Below are 14,532 nucleotides of genomic sequence, written 5' to 3' on the forward strand. Positions count from 1 at the left end.
GGCGCTGAGCGGCGGACGGCCCGTCGAAGTGCGGGTGACTGAAGCTCCCCTCGCCCTCAGGCCAGCCGCACTACCGCCCGTGACATCCCCAGTACCTTCTGCCCGGCACTGGTCGCCAAGAGGTCCACGCGGACCGTGTCGTCGTCGAGCTTGGCCGCGACCTTGCCGCTGACCTCGATCGTGGCGCCCTGGTCGTCGTCAGGGACGACGACGGGCTTGGTGAAACGGACGCCGTACTCGACGACCGCGCCCGGGTCTCCGGTCCAGTCGGTGACCACGCGGATCGCCTCGGCCATGGTGAACATGCCGTGCGCGATGACGTCCGGCAGTCCGACCTCCTTGGCGAACCTCTCGTTCCAGTGGATCGGGTTGAAGTCCCCGGAGGCACCCGCGTACTGAACGAGGGTGGCGCGGGTCACGGTGAAGGACTGGGCTGGCAGCTCGGTGCCGACCTCGACGTCGCCGTATGCGATCTTCGCCGTCATCTGCTTCCTCACGCCCCCTCTGCCGCGCGGGCGACGAGCTTCGTCCAGGCGGTCACGACGTGCTCCCCGGCCTCGTCGTGCACCTCGCCGCGGATGTCCAGGATGTCGTTGCCAGCCATGGACTTGATGGCCTCGATGGTGGAGGTGACGGTCAGTCGGTCACCGGCGCGCACGGGGCGGACGTAGGCGAACTTCTGGTCGCCGTGCACGACCCGGCTGTAGTCCAGGCCGAGCTGCGGGTCCTGGACGACCTGTCCCGCGGCCCTGAAAGTGATGGAGAACACGAAGGTCGGCGGGGCGACGACGTCGGGGTGACCGAGCGCCTTGGCGGCCTCCGGGTCCGTGTACGCGGGGTTGGTGTCCCCCACCGCCTCGGCGAACTCGCGGATCTTCTCCCGTCCCACCTCGTAGGGGGCGGTGGGCGGGTAGGTCCGTCCCACGAAGGACTGGTCGAGCGCCATGGGCTCGGCACCTCCTGCTTGCTCTACTGACCGGTATCGGGTCGCTCAACGACGCGAGGCCGCCCCCGATCTCTCGGGGACGGCCTCGTGTACGAGCCTGATTTATCGCGTTTCGCGGTGCGCGGTGTGCGCGTTGCAACGCGGGCAGTGCTTCTTCATCTCCATTCGATCCGGGTTGTTACGCCGGTTCTTCTTGGTGATGTAGTTCCGCTCCTTGCACTCCACGCAGGCCAGCGTGATCTTCGGGCGGACGTCGGTGGCAGCCACAGGAGTGCTCCTTGACGAACGGATGGGACGTTGAACGCATAAAAGAGTAGCCGATCGAAGGACCGACCCCGCAATCGGCTACTGTCAGTAGCGGTGACCGGACTTGAACCGGTGACACAGCGATTATGAGCCGCTTGCTCTACCGACTGAGCTACACCGCTGTGATGCGATCGGTTCCCGCCTTGCGACGGGAACCTTTCACACCAGAGCCCCAATACGGAATCGAACCGTAGACCTTCTCCTTACCATGGAGACGCTCTACCGACTGAGCTATTGGGGCGAGCGATGAAGACATTACACGCTCCGCCGCCGTTCACCCAAATCCGTTTCGCGGCGCCCCGTACGCCTTGATCCACGGGCTTCCCGGCGGCCTCAACCGCCTCTCCAGCACGGTGGACCACACCGGTACGACTATTGCGCTCCTCCCCATGACGAGCGGATCACCGTCCTAGGCTCGACTCACTCTGCGTGATCTTGCGTCCCTTGCGCGGTTCCGGCGGTGCCGAGCTCGCGCAGCCCCCGAGCCCCTGGAGCGCGATGCCCGACAGCCAGCCGCAGCCGCACCACTCCTCGCCCTCCTCGTCGGGTGCTTCGCCGTCGGGCCGGTCCGAGGGGACCGGTCTCCTGTTGTGCGGGGCACGCCTCACCGACGGCCGGACCGTGGACGTACGGCTGGGCGGTGGGCGCATCGAGGCGGTCGGTACGGCGGGGAGTCTGGCCGTGGGCAACATGCGCGCGCGTGGCACGCGCGTGGACCTCGGCGGCTATCTGCTCCTGCCGGCCCCCGCCGAGCCGCACGCCCATGGCGACACCGCACTGTCGGCCGACGCCGAGGGCCCGGTGTCCTACGCCCCCCAGGACGTCCAGCGCCGGGCCACCGAGGCCGCCCTGCTCCAGCTCGGGCACGGGGCGACCGCGCTCCGGGCACACGTGCGCGTGGGCGACGTCCAGGGGCTGGGCGCGCTGGCCGCCGTGCTCCAGGCACGGCGTTCGCTGCGCGGGCTCACCGAGTTGACGGCGGTGGCGATGCCGCGGGTGCTGACCGGGGTGGCCGGCGCCGAGGGGCTCGCGATGCTGCGGGACGCGCTGAAGATGGGCGCCTCGGTGGTGGGTGGCTGTCCGGATCTGGACCCCGATCCGACGGGCTACACGGAAGCGATCCTGGAGGTGGCCTCCGAGCACGGCTGCCCTGTCGACCTGCACACCGACGCCGCCGACCCGGCCCGGCTCGCCCGGCTCGCCGCCATGGCCGGCGGACTGCGGCCCGGTGTGACCCTGGGCCCCTGCGCCGGACTCGACCGGCTGCCCGCCGAGGTGGTGTCCCGGACCGCCGACCAGCTCGCGGCGGCCGGGGTCGCCGTGGTGTGTCTGCCGCAGGGCGGCTGCGGAGGCGTCGACCGGCGGGGCACGGCTCCGGTACGGCTGCTGCGCGCGGCAGGCGTCCAGGTGGCGGCCGGCAGCGGTGCCCTGCGGGACGTGTCCAACCCGGTGGGGCGCGGCGACCCGCTAGAGGCCGCCTACCTCCTCGCCTCCCGGCACGCACTGCGCCCCGAGGACGCCTACGACACGGTGAGCACGTCCGCGCGGGCCGTCCTCGGCCTGCCTGAAGTCCGCGTGGAGGCCGGGTTTCCGGCCGAGTTGCTCGCGGTACGCGGTGACGGCCTGGCCGGAGCGCTCTCCCTCGCCTACAGCCGGATCGTGGTGCACCGGGGGCGCGTGGTGGCACGGACGAGCGCGGTACGGGAGTACTGCAACTCGGCCACGGCCTCGGAGCCGGGGCTGCCCCGGCAGGGGCGGGGGGAGGTGCCGTAGCGCGCCTTTCGGCCCGGCACCCGCCGGGGGCCATGCGGCGGTTGTGGCTGTCCCGGCGTACGGTCGAAGGCATGCGCATTGTCATCGCTGGTGGTCATGGTCAGATCGCGTTGCGGCTGGAGCGACTGCTCGCCGCGCGCGGGGACGAGGCGGCGGGCATCATCCGCCGCGCGGAACAGGGCGACGATCTGCGGGACGCCGGTGCCGAACCGGTCCTGCTGGACCTGGAGTCGGCCTCGGTCGAGGAGGTCGCGGCCACCCTGCGGGGTGCGGACGCAGCGGTCTTCGCGGCGGGCGCGGGCCCGGGCAGCGGCGCTGCCCGCAAGGAGACCGTGGACAAGGCCGCGGCGGTGCTGTTCGCGGACGCGGCGGTCATGGCGGGTGTACGGCGCTTCGTGGTCGTGTCGTCCATGGGCGCGGACCCTCGGCACCCTGGTGCCGAGATCTTCGACGCGTACCTGCGCGCCAAGGGTGAGGCGGACGCCTACGTGAGCGGCCTGGACGCACTGGACTGGACGATCCTGCGCCCCGGCGCGCTCACGGACGACGCCGGCAAGGGCCTCGTACGCCTGGAGGCGCACACCGGCCGGGGTCCGATCCCGCGCGACGACGTGGCCGCCGTACTCGCGGAGTTGCTGGACACGCCCGCGACCGCCGGACTGTCGCTGGAGCTGATCAGTGGGTCCACTCCGGTGCCGGTGGCGGTGAAGTCGGTGGCGGGCAACTGACGGTGACCGTCGGGGGCGCCGGCCGCGCGTAGTTCGGTGCTGCGACGGGTGAACGAGGCCTTGGCTATGGGAGCTTCGCGATGTCCGGCGCCTGACGTGAAGCTTGCGGTCGGGTGCGGCGGCGGCGAGTGGTGGAGTCGTCGGCGTCTTGTGGGCGCCCGGTGATTCGGAACGTCGTAGAGACCCGGCGATGTCAGAACAGGGGCAGCTGGCCGGGTACGACGGGGACTGCGTACCCGTCCAACGACGGCTGCACCGCTCCGAGTTCCGCCTGCCTGCGGGAACCCTGGCACGAGACCAGCCGGCCCTTCTCGCGCGCTCCCGGCGGGTCGTGCCGGGCGAAGCGGCCGGCGACCACGGCGATCTCGCGACGGCATTCGGGGCAGAGCCTGCGACGACTTGACATGCAGTCAGTGTGCCCCGGACGGCCGGAATTCCTACGTCAGGCTTACGTCCGGACCGACGGAGCCACACCCGCGTGGAGGCCCGGCCATGTCCCATGTACGCGGTACAGGTGTCGCTGCCGAGGCCGATGCCGATGCCGGCTCTGGTGCTACGGCGGTGGCGTCGACGTCGGGCGACGAACTCGCCGGGACTCCGGTCAGCGGGCGGGTGCCGGGGGGGCGGGGCCGCGGTGACCCTGATCTCCCTCTCCGGAAAGCAGCTGGACTGGGCGGTCTCGGACGGTGAGGGCTCGTTCGGTACGTCTGCGCCTGCCGCGGGTTCGTACGTCCTGACCGCCATCGCCTCCGCCCATGGTTTCCAGCCTCAGAGGCAGTGGTCGTGGTGACCGACGTGCGCGGAGAGGTGCCGGCCAGTGGACGCACCCACTGGCGCCCGGGACGGTCACGCTCGTGGTCAGCTCCCCCAAGCACCGGCCACTGGCACTGCCTGTCGAGATCGGCGGCGCCGGGACCACCCGCGTGCAGGTCGAACTGCAGCCCGGGGCCCAGGTGCGCGGGACGGTGCCCGGCTCCGCAGCACCGCTGGGCAACGCGCTGGTCACGCTGGTGGACGCGGCGGGCACCGTGGTCGCCACGACGGGGCGTACGCCTTCTGCGACCTCGACGGCGGCACCTGCACGGTCATCACGACGAGGTATCCGCCACGGGCGGCCGCGGTGACCGTCTGCGGCGCGGGCGTGGCCGACCACGACATCGAACTGACCCGCAGCGGGGTGTGGTGGTTGCCGTGGAGACAGCCTGGCCGTAAAGGCAGAGGTGGCCACAGGCGTATCACGGGCGCTACTACCGCGGACTCCTGTTCCACAGGCGGGAGTTGATGCCTCTTCCTCTCAAGGGGCCGCCGTCTCGAGGGGCATTCGGAAACGACGGCGGTATCCGTCGATTCCGAGGAGGTGATCACCGGCCCTGCGGTGGTTCAGAGCTTGATCTACACCGCCGCCGCCAGGACCGCCCGCGCGGCAAGCGCCGACCCGCGCGAACTCTCTGAGTTCAACCACAGGGTCCGGCATCGCGAGGTGCCGAGCGAGCCGGAGGAACGGGCCGTCATGCGGCGTCCCCGCTCGTCTTCGCGCTCGGCGTGATCGCTTTCTCCTGCTGGATCCTCTGGATCCGACGCCGCGCCGTCGACCGCCGGGCCACGCGGCGAAACACACCACCCGTGCCACCGCGCACCACACGCCCAAAGCGTCCAGCACACGAAGAGACCCCCTCCGGACTGCGTTTCCGCAGTTCGGAGGGGGTCTCTTTCTCAGCGTGGCGGCGCCAGGGTTCGAACCTGGGTAGGCTGAGCCGGCAGATTTACAGTCTGCTCCCTTTGGCCGCTCGGGCACACCGCCGGGGTTGCTGCCCTTCGAACCGTCTTTCGGCGGTGCTCCGTGGCAACGACGTAAACAATACCCGATGCCGAGGGGTGCTCGGCCACCCGATTGATCTGCGCCCGGGGCGCGTGGGGTGGCTAGGCTTGGGCGGATGCGGCCCGGGTCCACGCCGGGCTCGGCGCCGCCCCCACGTACGCCGATACGCATCCGTACGCACGCTGACACGCACCCCGATACAAGGAGCCACAGGACATGGCCGACTCCAGTTTCGACATCGTCTCGAAGGTCGAGCGGCAGGAGGTCGACAACGCCCTCAACCAGGCCGCCAAGGAGATCTCGCAGCGCTACGACTTCAAGGGCGTGGGTGCCTCGATCTCGTGGTCCGGTGACAAGATCCTGATGGAGGCGAACTCCGAGGACCGGGTCAATGCCGTCCTCGATGTCTTCCAGTCCAAGCTGATCAAGCGCGGGATCTCGCTGAAGGCTCTCGACGCGGGTGAGCCGCAGCTCTCCGGCAAGGAGTACAAGATCTTCGCGTCGATCGAGGAGGGCATCTCCCAGGACAACGCGAAGAAGGTCGCGAAGATCATCCGTGACGAGGGCCCGAAGGGCGTGAAGGCCCAGGTGCAGGGCGAGGAACTGCGGGTCAGCTCGAAGAGCCGGGACGATCTGCAGTCCATCATCGCCCTGCTGAAGGGCAAGGACTTCGACTTCGCGATCCAGTTCGTGAACTACCGGTAGGGCCTGCCGGAAGGACAGCGGACTCGCGTACGAGGAAGGGTGGACACCTGGCCGGTGCCCACCCTTCTCGCCTGCTGGCTGCGGTTCGGGGATGTCAGTCGCGCGAGTTGCCGAACAGGAGACGGTAGGCGATCAGGAGCACCAGTGAGCCGCCTATCGCGGCGGCCCAGGTGGTCCCGTCGTAGAAGCTCTTGGTGACCGGATGGTCCAGCCAACGGGCCGATATCCAGCCGCCGATGAAAGCGCCCGCGACGCCGATGAGGGTCGTCCCGATGAAACCGCCCGGGTCACGGCCCGGGAGCAGGAACTTGGCAATGGCTCCGGCCAACAGCCCGAGGATGATCCAGCCGACGATGCTCATGCCCTGACCCTGCCCTTCCGCGCTGTGCCCGCACTGTCCGAGGACTGTGATCTACATCCCGGCAGACTGTGCGGACTCTCGGGCGCATACGTCGTACGGCGTACTTGTGCGGTTTTCGTGCCGCGTCCGTCGTGCGGGTGTTCGCATCTTGTTGCTGAGAAGGACGTCAGGGCCGCACCCCGCGGTTGCACGGGATCAGTAGGGTGCGGCGCATGACGCGTTCCGGTGCCGAGCTTCGGCGCACGCTGGGAGTGGGTGACGCCGTCGTCATCGGGCTCGGTTCGATGATCGGTGCGGGGATCTTCGCCGCCCTCGGACCCGCGGCGCGCGCGGCCGGGTCCGGGCTGCTGCTCGGGCTCGCGGTCGCCGCCGTGGTCGCCTACTGCAATGCCACCTCCTCGGCGCGGCTGGCCGCCCTGTATCCGGCCTCCGGCGGCACGTATGTGTACGGGCGGGAGCGGCTCGGTCCGTTCTGGGGTTATCTCGCGGGCTGGTCGTTCGTGGTCGGGAAGACGGCCTCCTGTGCGGCGATGGCGCTGACTGTGGGGGCGTACATCTGGCCCGGTCAGGCCCATGCCGTGGCGGTCGGGGCCGTCGTGGCGCTGACCGCGGTGAATTACGGCGGGATTCAGAAGTCCGCCTGGCTGACCCGGGCGATCGTGGCGGTGGTTCTCGCTGTCCTCGCTTCCGTGGTGGTCGTGTGCCTGGGATCCGGGGCGTCCGAGGCCGGGCGCCTGGACGTGGGTGCCTCGGGTGGTGTGGGCGGGGTGCTGCAGGCGGCCGGTCTGCTGTTCTTCGCGTTCGCGGGGTACGCGCGCATCGCGACCCTCGGCGAAGAGGTACGGGATCCCGCGCGCACCATTCCGCGCGCGATCCCCCTGGCTCTGGCCATCACGCTGGTCGTGTACGCGGCGGTGGCGGTGGCTGTCCTTTCCGTGTTGGGCGCCGATGCTCTGGGCAGGGCGGACGCGCCGCTGGCCGAGGCGGTGCGGGAGGCCGGGGTGCCGGGTCTCGTCCCGGTGGTGCGGGTGGGTGCCGCCGTGGCCGCGCTCGGCTCGCTGCTCGCCCTGGTGCTGGGCGTCTCACGGACGACTCTGGCCATGGCCCGGGACCGGCATCTGCCCGGCGCCCTGTCCGCGGTGCACCCTCGCTTCCAGGTGCCGCACCGGGCCGAACTGGCCGTGGGTGCGGTGGTCGCGGCCCTCGCCGCCACGGTGGACGTACGGGGCGCGATCGGGTTCTCCTCCTTCGGTGTGCTCGCGTACTACGCGGTGGCCAACGCGTCGGCCTGGACGTTGGGTTCGGCCCGGGCGGCCCGGGCGGTGCCGGTGGTGGGGCTGCTCGGATGTGTGGTGCTGGCGTGCGCGCTGCCGGGGATTTCGGTGGCCGTGGGTGCGGGCGTGCTGGCGGTAGGGGCAGTGGCGTATGGCGTACGGAAGTGGTGGGCGGCGCGGTAGGTCGGCGGCGGTGCCCCTGGAGGGTCCGTCAGGTCGCCTGGGCCGGCGACGTCGTGCGTATCCGGAATTCCGTCCAAGGAGTCATCTCCAACTCCTCGTTCATCTCCTCGTACCAGCCCGTACCGTCGACCCAGGCTTGCAGCCAGTCCGTGAGGGTGCGGGTGTCCACGAACCAGGAGTGGTCGCAGTCGCCGGCGTTCGGCTCGAAGAGGAGGACGGTGGCTTCCGGGCTGTGGCAGTCCACGCAGGCGTACATCGCGCAGCCCCAGTGGGATATCGGCAGGACGCCCGCCGGCCAGGGCCAGTCCGGGTCCTTTCGGCCGGCCCTGCGGTTGGCGAGGTACTGGACCACGGCTGCGGGCTCACCGGCGGGAGCGCTGTCGAGCAGGGGCAACAGGCCGTACTCCGGGCCGAATCCGCCGTCTCCTATCCGCAGGTACAGGTCGGCCAGGAGCGGGGGCAGGCGGAAGCCCAGCGCGGCCTCGGCGCGGGCCAGGGTGGCCGCGTCCACCCGCTCGGGGAGGGAAGTCCAACCCCACGGGCGGGTGTTGCGGGCCTTGTCCGCCACCCGTGCCAGCAACTGCTCGCTCTCGGTCATGCATTCATGATGCAGGGCGGCACCGACAGTCGGGCAGGCCTGTGGACAACCGACGGGTTGTGGAAAACCTCGGGTCAGGCGAAGCGGACGGTGACCCGATCACCCTCGGTGAGGTACGCGAGGAGTTCCTCGAAGGCCGGCGGGCGGTGAACAGCGTGCGGGGTGACGCCCAGGCATCTGCGGGCGACATCGGAATCGTGCCAGACCAGGTCGAACGGCGGAGCCGCGCCCCAGCGGCCTCGCAGGCAGTCGTTCAGGGCGTCAAGGCCCCAGCCGAAGTACCCACCGGGGCCGTTGACCGCCTCGCCCAGGGCGCAGAAGAAGCCGGACAGGTCGGTGATGTGGCGGCCGTCGAGGTGGTACGTCGTGCCGGGCGGCCGGTCCTGGCCGCCGTGCCCATGGTTGTGGAGCGCCGTGCCGAGCCAGAACTGCCGGCCCTCGGCATCGCACGCCGCCCACTTGTTGGGCTCGGTAGGCCGTCCCTCGGCCCACAGCCCCCACACCTGGCCGGCCACTGAGGGCGGCCGTTCCGACCACAGGTCGAGGGTGAGGTCGACCAAAGCAGGGCCACGAGCCGACGGGATCCAGGCCCGCAGCTCGCCCTCGGCCGCGGACGCCACGGGCCGGCCCGTGGCGTCGATGCGCAGCACCTTCGCATGGCCGAGGTCCTCCTCCCCCGCGTCCAGCGCGGCCCTGAGGGCACCCTGGGGAGCGCAGCCCAGCAGCCGCAGTGGCGGTTCCATGGGCTCGTCCGGGACCTCGTGTGCGCAGGCCACGTCGCGGCAAGTGCCGTACGGCTCGCCGTGGGCGCCCAGCAGGCGGTAGCCCGGGGACAGCCGTGGACGCAGCGAGTGGTCGTAGGAGTCGCGGTCGGGTTCCGTGCCTTCGATCGTGATGTCACGCAGCGTCAGGTCGCGGGCGCATGGGCGGTCGTCAAGGACGCGGACGTCTTCCAGTTCCCACTCATCGACCGGCGTGCCGTTCTTGTCGAGCATTTCCAGGGTGAGGAACCCGAGGGGCACCGATCCTCCGGCACGCGCGCGCGTGAGGGCTTCCGCCAACTCGCCCTCGGGAACGCAGCCGAGAAGTTCGTGCACCTCCCGAAGCGGAGGGGGCGGGTCGGCGAAGAGGTCCTCGGCTTCCTCGCACAGGGCCCAGGTCTGCTCGTAAGGCTCCTCGCCCTCGAACCGGGCCTCCTGGTCGTAGGAGAGCAGGACGTACTTCGGCGAGCTCACTCCCCCGGCCCGCGCGCGCCTCAGCGGGTCGCGAACGGTTCGTCCGTGCGGACGATTTCGCGGCCCAGTGGGAACAGGGACACGGGGATCAGCTTGAAGTTGGCGATGCCGAACGGGATGCCGATGATCGTGACGCACAGGGCGATGCCGGTGACGATGTGGCCGATGGCCAGCCACCAGCCGGCCAGCACCAGCCACAGGATGTTGCCCACGAAGGAGGCCGCGCCCGCGTCGCGGCGTTCGACGGTGGTGTATCCGAAGGGCCACAGGGCGTAGACGCCGATACGGAAGGCAGCGAGGCCGAACGGAATGCCGATGATCGTGATGCACAGCAGTGCGCCCGCGGCCAGGTAGGCGAGGAACAGCCAGAAGCCGCTCAGGAAGAGCCAGATGACGTTAAGGATGGTTTTCACTGGGGGCGACCTGCCATCTTCTCGAGCCGGGCGATGCGCTCCGCCATCGGCGGGTGTGTCGAGAACATCTTGGACAGTCCCTGGCCAGGGCGGAAGGGGTTCGCGATCATCATATGACTCGCGGTCTCGATGCGGGGTTCGGGTGGCAACGGCAGCTGTTTGGTGCCTGTTTCGAGCTTGCGCAGGGCGCTGGCGAGCGCAAGGGGATCTCCGGTGAGCTGGGCGCCGGACGCGTCTGCCTCGTACTCCCTGGAACGGCTGATGGCCATCTGGATGAGGGTGGCTGCCAGCGGCCCGAGAATCATGATCAGCAGCATGCCCAGGAGCCCCGGGCCGTCATCGTCGTCGGAGCGGCCGATCGGGATCAGCCAGGCGAAGTTGACCAGGAACATGATCACGGAGGCGAGGGCTCCGGCGACCGAGGAGATCAGGATGTCGCGGTTGTAGACATGGCTCAGCTCATGGCCGATGACACCGCGCAGTTCGCGCTCGTCCAGGATGCGCAGGATGCCGTCGGTGCAGCACACGGCGGCGTTGCGCGGATTGCGGCCGGTCGCGAAGGCGTTGGGTGCCTCGGTCGGGGAGATGTACAGGCGCGGCATCGGCTGGCGGGCCTGCGTGGAGAGGTCGCGGACCATGCGGTACAGGGCCGGGGCCTCGAACTCGCTCACGGGGCGCGCACGCATCGCGCGTAGAGCCAGCTTGTCGCTGTTCCAGTACGCGTACGCGTTGGTGCCCAGCGCGATCAGGACGGCCACGACCAGCCCCATGCGGCCGAAGAAGCTGCCGATGACGATGATGAGTGCGGACAGTCCCCCGAGGAGGACTGCGGTCCTGAGCCCGTTGTGCCGGCGGTGCACGGTACTCCCTCCAAGTGGTGCAGCAGGGGAACCCTTTGCTTGCTGGTCTCCGATGGCTTGCGATGCCACCGGTCCGTGGTGTCACGTCCAGTGGACCTTCCCGTCCTGCTCAACGCCAGGCGAGGGCCACTAGTTCCCTTGTGCGTGCGGAGGCCCAGGTGAGCCGTCCGGGTGATGGCTCAGGCGAGGGGGTCAGAAGAGTCCGGTGTCGGTGAAGCGCAGCACCAGCTGGGGTGCGCCCGAGAGGGCGATGCCGAGGACTCCGGTCAGGGCGAGCGCGGCGGTGAGGGGGGCGGGGATGCGGTGGGCGGTGGGTTCGCCCTCGGGGGCCCGGAACAGCAGGGTCGTCCACTGGAGGTAGTAGAACAGCGCGATCACGACGTTGACGGCCATGACCACGGCGAGCCAGCCGAGTCCCGCGTCCACGGCCGCCGAGAAGACGGTGACCTTGGCGAAGAGGCCGATGATGCCGGGCGGCAGGCCTGCAAGGCAGAGCAGGAAGAACGCCAGGAGGAGGGCGGCGAGCGGGTTGCTCGCGTAGAGGCCGCGATAGTCCGTGATGCGGTTCGCGGCCTTCGTACGGCCGACCAGCGCGGCAACCGCGAAGGCGCCGAGGTTCACGGCGGCGTACATGAGGGCGTAGGCGACGGTGGAGCCGACGGAATGCTCGGCGTCGCCGGAGTACGCGGCGCCGGCGATCGGGACGAGGAGGTAGCCGGCCTGACCGACGGAGGACCAGGCGAGCAGTCGTACGGCGCTGTACGCGCGTGTGGCCTGCTGGCGCAGGGCACCGAGGTTGCCGACGGTCATGGTGAGGGCGGCGAGCACGGCTAGCGCCGGTCCCCAGACGTCGGCGTACGACGGCAGCGCGACGACGGTGACGAGGATCAGCCCGGAGAAGCCCACGGCCTTGCCGACGACCGACAAGTAGGCGGCGATCGGGAGGGGGGCGCCGACGTAGGTGTCGGGCACCCAGAAGTGGAAGGGGACGGCGGCCGTCTTGAAGGCGAAGCCGACGAGAGTGAGGACGACCCCGGTCTGGGCGAGGGTGTGGAGCTGGCCGTCGACGTGCTGGATCCGGTCGGCGACCTGGGTGAGGTAGAGGGTGCCCGTCGAGGCGTAGACGAAGCTGATGCCCATGAGGCCGACCGCGGTCGCGGTGACCGAGGACAGGAAGAACTTCAGGGCTGCTTCGGAGGACTTTCTGTCTCCGTGCCGGATGCCGACGAGGGCGAAGGCGGGCAGGGAGGCGACCTCCAGGGCGACGATCAGGGTCGCCAGGTCGCGGGAGGCGGGCAGGAGCGCGGCGCCGGCGGCGGAGGAGAGCAGCAGGAACCAGTACTCCCCCTCGGGGAGTTTCTTGTCGGCGTCCTTGAGGGCGGTGACCGACAGGAGGGCCACCAGGAGGGCGCCGCCGAGGACGAGGAGCTGGATGACGAGTGTGAAGCGGTCTGCCGTGTAGCTGCACACGTCGGCGTCGCCGGTCAGGCAGAAGGTGCTGCGGTCGCCGTCCAGGAGGGGCAGCAGCATGAGCGTTGCAGCGGCCAGGCCTGCCACCGACAGCCAGCCCAGCGGGGTCTTCTTGTTTTCGCCGACGAAGAGGTCGGCGACGAGGACGACGAGTCCGACGACCGCCGCGATGGTGGGCGGCGCGATGGCGAGCCAGTCGACGGACTGGACGAGGTTCGCGGCCATCGCGGCCGGTGGCCCGGCCGAAGAGGCCAATGGCTGGGCCACGGCGGCCAGAGGGCTCATCGGTTGCCTCCTGCGAGGAGCTGCTGAACGGCCGGGTCGGTGAGGCCCAGGAGGACCTTCGGCCACAGGCCCGCTACGACGGTCAGGGCGACGAGCGGCGTCCAGGCCGCGAACTCGTACGTGTGGACGTCGGCGAGGTGCGGGGCGTCCTGCGGTACGGCGCCCATGCAGACGCGGCGGACCACGACGAGCATGTACGCGGCCGTCAGGAGCGTCCCCACCGCACCGATCGCCATGAAGGTGAGGAAGGCGGGGCGACTGAGGTCGTCGGCGGGCTTGAAGGCGCCGAACAGAGCCAGCATCTCGCCCCAGAATCCGGCCAGTCCGGGCAGGCCGAGCGAGGCGACAGCACCGAAGGCGAGCAGACCGCCGAGACGCGGGGCCTTGCCATACAGGGCGGCGCCGGTCTCCTCAGCCAGGGTGTCGAGGTCGGTGGTGCCCGTGCGGTCCTTGAGGGCGCCGACGAGGAAGAACAGGAGGCCGGTGATGAGGCCGTGGGCGATGTTCGCGAAGAGGGCGCCGTTCACGCCGGTCGGGGTCATCGTGGCGATGCCCAGCAGGACGAAGCCCATGTGGCCGACGGAGGAGTAGGCGATGAGGCGCTTGAGGTCGCCCTTCGCGCCCCGCTTGGCGAGGGCGAGGCAGGCCAGGGATCCGTAGATGATTCCGACCACGGCGAAAGCGGCCAGGTAGGGCGCGAAGTGGCGGAATCCGTCGGGTGCGATCGGCAGCAGGATGCGCACGAACCCGTACGTACCCATCTTCAGCAGGACGCCGGCCAGCAGGACCGAGCCGACGGTCGGCGCGGCGGTGTGGGCGTCCGGCAGCCAGCTGTGCAGCGGCCACATCGGGGTCTTGACCGCGAGCCCGATCCCGATCGCCAGAACGGCGATGACCTGCACGGATGTGGTCAGTGACCGGCCGTTGTCAGTGGCGAGTGCCACCATGTCGAATGTGCCCGCCTTGATCCCGATCAGGAGCAGGCCGAGCAGCATGACGACCGAACCGAGCAGTGTGTAGAGGATGAAGCGCCAGGCGGCGGCCTGTCGCTGCTCACCGCCCCAGCGGGCGATGAGGAAGTACATCGGGATGAGCACCATCTCGAACGCGAGGAAGAACAGCAGCAGATCGAGAACGGCGAAGGTCGCGAGGGTGCCGGACTCGAGGACCAGCACCAGGGCGACAAAGGCTTTCGGGGTGGGGCCCGAAGGCATCTTGAAGTAGGAGTAGAGCGCGCAGAGGAAGGTCAGCAGCGCGGTCAGGACCAGAAGGGGGAGGGAAATGCCGTCGATGCCGAGGTGGATGCGCACGTCGAGTGCCGGGATCCAGCTGATGTCCGTCGTGGCCTGCATCTTCGACGGATGGTCGTGGTCGAAGCCGAGTGCGAGGACGATCGCGGCGATGAGGATCACACCGCTGACCGTCACGCCGTGCCGGAGCACGGCCTGCTCGGGCGACTTCCCCTTCAGTCCGGGCGGGGCCGGCAGGAGAGCCGTGACGGCGCCGAGGAGCGGACCGGCCACGACGAACGCCAGAAGGAACTGCATCACGGACTCGTTGATATCGATCACGCCTG

General features: G+C 69.9%; 16 protein-coding genes and 3 tRNA genes. 5 read left to right on the forward strand and 14 right to left on the reverse strand.

Annotated elements, in window-relative coordinates:
* Positions 1–56: 56 nt before the first annotated feature.
* From ACFYRX_RS04210 to ACFYRX_RS04230, 5 genes are all read right to left on the reverse strand, one after another.
* On the reverse strand, positions 57–485 hold the full coding sequence (locus tag ACFYRX_RS04210) for a MaoC family dehydratase (protein ID WP_389096418.1): 429 nt from the start codon (positions 483–485) through the stop codon (positions 57–59).
* An 8-nt stretch (positions 486–493) separates the two neighbouring features.
* Positions 494–946 (reverse strand): MaoC family dehydratase N-terminal domain-containing protein, encoded by a 453-nt coding sequence (locus ACFYRX_RS04215; RefSeq protein WP_389096420.1) that lies wholly within the window; start codon positions 944–946, stop codon positions 494–496.
* A gap of 102 nt (positions 947–1,048) precedes the next feature.
* The gene (gene rpmG, locus ACFYRX_RS04220; protein ID WP_018834916.1) at positions 1,049–1,213 is read right to left on the reverse strand and encodes a 50S ribosomal protein L33; all 165 of its coding nucleotides are present in this window, start codon (positions 1,211–1,213) and stop codon (positions 1,049–1,051) included.
* An 88-nt stretch (positions 1,214–1,301) separates the two neighbouring features.
* Positions 1,302–1,374 (reverse strand) — tRNA-Met (locus ACFYRX_RS04225).
* A gap of 46 nt (positions 1,375–1,420) precedes the next feature.
* Positions 1,421–1,493: transfer RNA gene (locus ACFYRX_RS04230), tRNA-Thr, on the reverse strand.
* 257 nt (positions 1,494–1,750) lie between these two features.
* On the opposite strand from ACFYRX_RS04230, the gene ACFYRX_RS04235 reads away from it, so the two are divergent.
* Both ACFYRX_RS04235 and ACFYRX_RS04240 read left to right on the forward strand, forming a co-directional pair.
* Positions 1,751–3,025: an amidohydrolase family protein gene (locus ACFYRX_RS04235; RefSeq protein ID WP_389096422.1), complete on the forward strand. Its 1,275-nt coding sequence runs from the start codon at positions 1,751–1,753 to the stop codon at positions 3,023–3,025.
* Between the two features lie 71 nt (positions 3,026–3,096).
* Positions 3,097–3,753: an NAD(P)H-binding protein gene (locus ACFYRX_RS04240; protein ID WP_389096424.1), complete on the forward strand. Its 657-nt coding sequence runs from the start codon at positions 3,097–3,099 to the stop codon at positions 3,751–3,753.
* A gap of 193 nt (positions 3,754–3,946) precedes the next feature.
* Here the strand turns inward: ACFYRX_RS04240 and ACFYRX_RS04245 are convergent, their stop codons facing one another.
* Positions 3,947–4,159, reverse strand: a complete 213-nt coding sequence (locus tag ACFYRX_RS04245) for a hypothetical protein (RefSeq protein WP_389096426.1) — start codon at positions 4,157–4,159, stop codon at positions 3,947–3,949.
* 448 nt (positions 4,160–4,607) lie between these two features.
* On the opposite strand from ACFYRX_RS04245, the gene ACFYRX_RS04250 reads away from it, so the two are divergent.
* Positions 4,608–4,877: a hypothetical protein gene (locus tag ACFYRX_RS04250; protein ID WP_389096428.1), complete on the forward strand. Its 270-nt coding sequence runs from the start codon at positions 4,608–4,610 to the stop codon at positions 4,875–4,877.
* 595 nt (positions 4,878–5,472) lie between these two features.
* On the opposite strand, the gene ACFYRX_RS04255 is transcribed toward ACFYRX_RS04250, so the two are convergent.
* Positions 5,473–5,554: transfer RNA gene (locus ACFYRX_RS04255), tRNA-Tyr, on the reverse strand.
* 234 nt (positions 5,555–5,788) lie between these two features.
* On the opposite strand from ACFYRX_RS04255, the gene ACFYRX_RS04260 reads away from it, so the two are divergent.
* Positions 5,789–6,277 carry a YajQ family cyclic di-GMP-binding protein gene (locus ACFYRX_RS04260; protein WP_389096430.1) on the forward strand — a complete coding sequence of 163 codons (489 nt, stop codon included), beginning with the start codon at positions 5,789–5,791 and terminating at the stop codon, positions 6,275–6,277.
* A gap of 94 nt (positions 6,278–6,371) precedes the next feature.
* Here ACFYRX_RS04260 and ACFYRX_RS04265 read toward each other — a convergent pair whose 3' ends face one another.
* The gene (locus ACFYRX_RS04265) at positions 6,372–6,638 is read right to left on the reverse strand and encodes a GlsB/YeaQ/YmgE family stress response membrane protein (protein WP_389096431.1); all 267 of its coding nucleotides are present in this window, start codon (positions 6,636–6,638) and stop codon (positions 6,372–6,374) included.
* A 212-nt stretch (positions 6,639–6,850) separates the two neighbouring features.
* Between ACFYRX_RS04265 and ACFYRX_RS04270 the strand changes: the two genes are divergently transcribed.
* A complete protein-coding gene (locus ACFYRX_RS04270; protein WP_389096433.1) occupies positions 6,851–8,095 on the forward strand; it encodes an APC family permease in 1,245 nt (414 codons plus the stop codon).
* A 28-nt stretch (positions 8,096–8,123) separates the two neighbouring features.
* On the opposite strand, the gene ACFYRX_RS04275 is transcribed toward ACFYRX_RS04270, so the two are convergent.
* From ACFYRX_RS04275 to ACFYRX_RS04300, 6 genes are all read right to left on the reverse strand, one after another.
* Entirely contained in the window at positions 8,124–8,693 is a 570-nt protein-coding gene (locus ACFYRX_RS04275) for an SMI1/KNR4 family protein (RefSeq protein ID WP_389096435.1), read from the reverse strand.
* 74 nt (positions 8,694–8,767) lie between these two features.
* Positions 8,768–9,928 carry a barstar family protein gene (locus ACFYRX_RS04280; protein WP_389096437.1) on the reverse strand — a complete coding sequence of 387 codons (1,161 nt, stop codon included), beginning with the start codon at positions 9,926–9,928 and terminating at the stop codon, positions 8,768–8,770.
* Positions 9,929–9,948: 20 nt separating this feature from the next.
* A complete protein-coding gene (locus tag ACFYRX_RS04285) occupies positions 9,949–10,341 on the reverse strand; it encodes a YccF domain-containing protein (RefSeq protein WP_389096439.1) in 393 nt (130 codons plus the stop codon).
* The gene (gene htpX, locus ACFYRX_RS04290; RefSeq protein ID WP_389096441.1) at positions 10,338–11,201 is read right to left on the reverse strand and encodes a zinc metalloprotease HtpX; all 864 of its coding nucleotides are present in this window, start codon (positions 11,199–11,201) and stop codon (positions 10,338–10,340) included. The genes ACFYRX_RS04285 and htpX overlap by 4 nt, the downstream gene beginning before the upstream one ends.
* A gap of 192 nt (positions 11,202–11,393) precedes the next feature.
* Entirely contained in the window at positions 11,394–12,896 is a 1,503-nt protein-coding gene (locus ACFYRX_RS04295) for an NADH-quinone oxidoreductase subunit N (RefSeq protein WP_389096928.1), read from the reverse strand.
* A 56-nt stretch (positions 12,897–12,952) separates the two neighbouring features.
* On the reverse strand, positions 12,953–14,527 hold the full coding sequence (locus tag ACFYRX_RS04300) for an NADH-quinone oxidoreductase subunit M (protein WP_389096443.1): 1,575 nt from the start codon (positions 14,525–14,527) through the stop codon (positions 12,953–12,955).
* Positions 14,528–14,532 lie beyond the last annotated feature (5 nt).

This window comes from Streptomyces sp. NPDC005374, assembly GCF_042872225.1.
Lineage (GTDB): Bacteria > Actinomycetota > Actinomycetes > Streptomycetales > Streptomycetaceae > Streptomyces.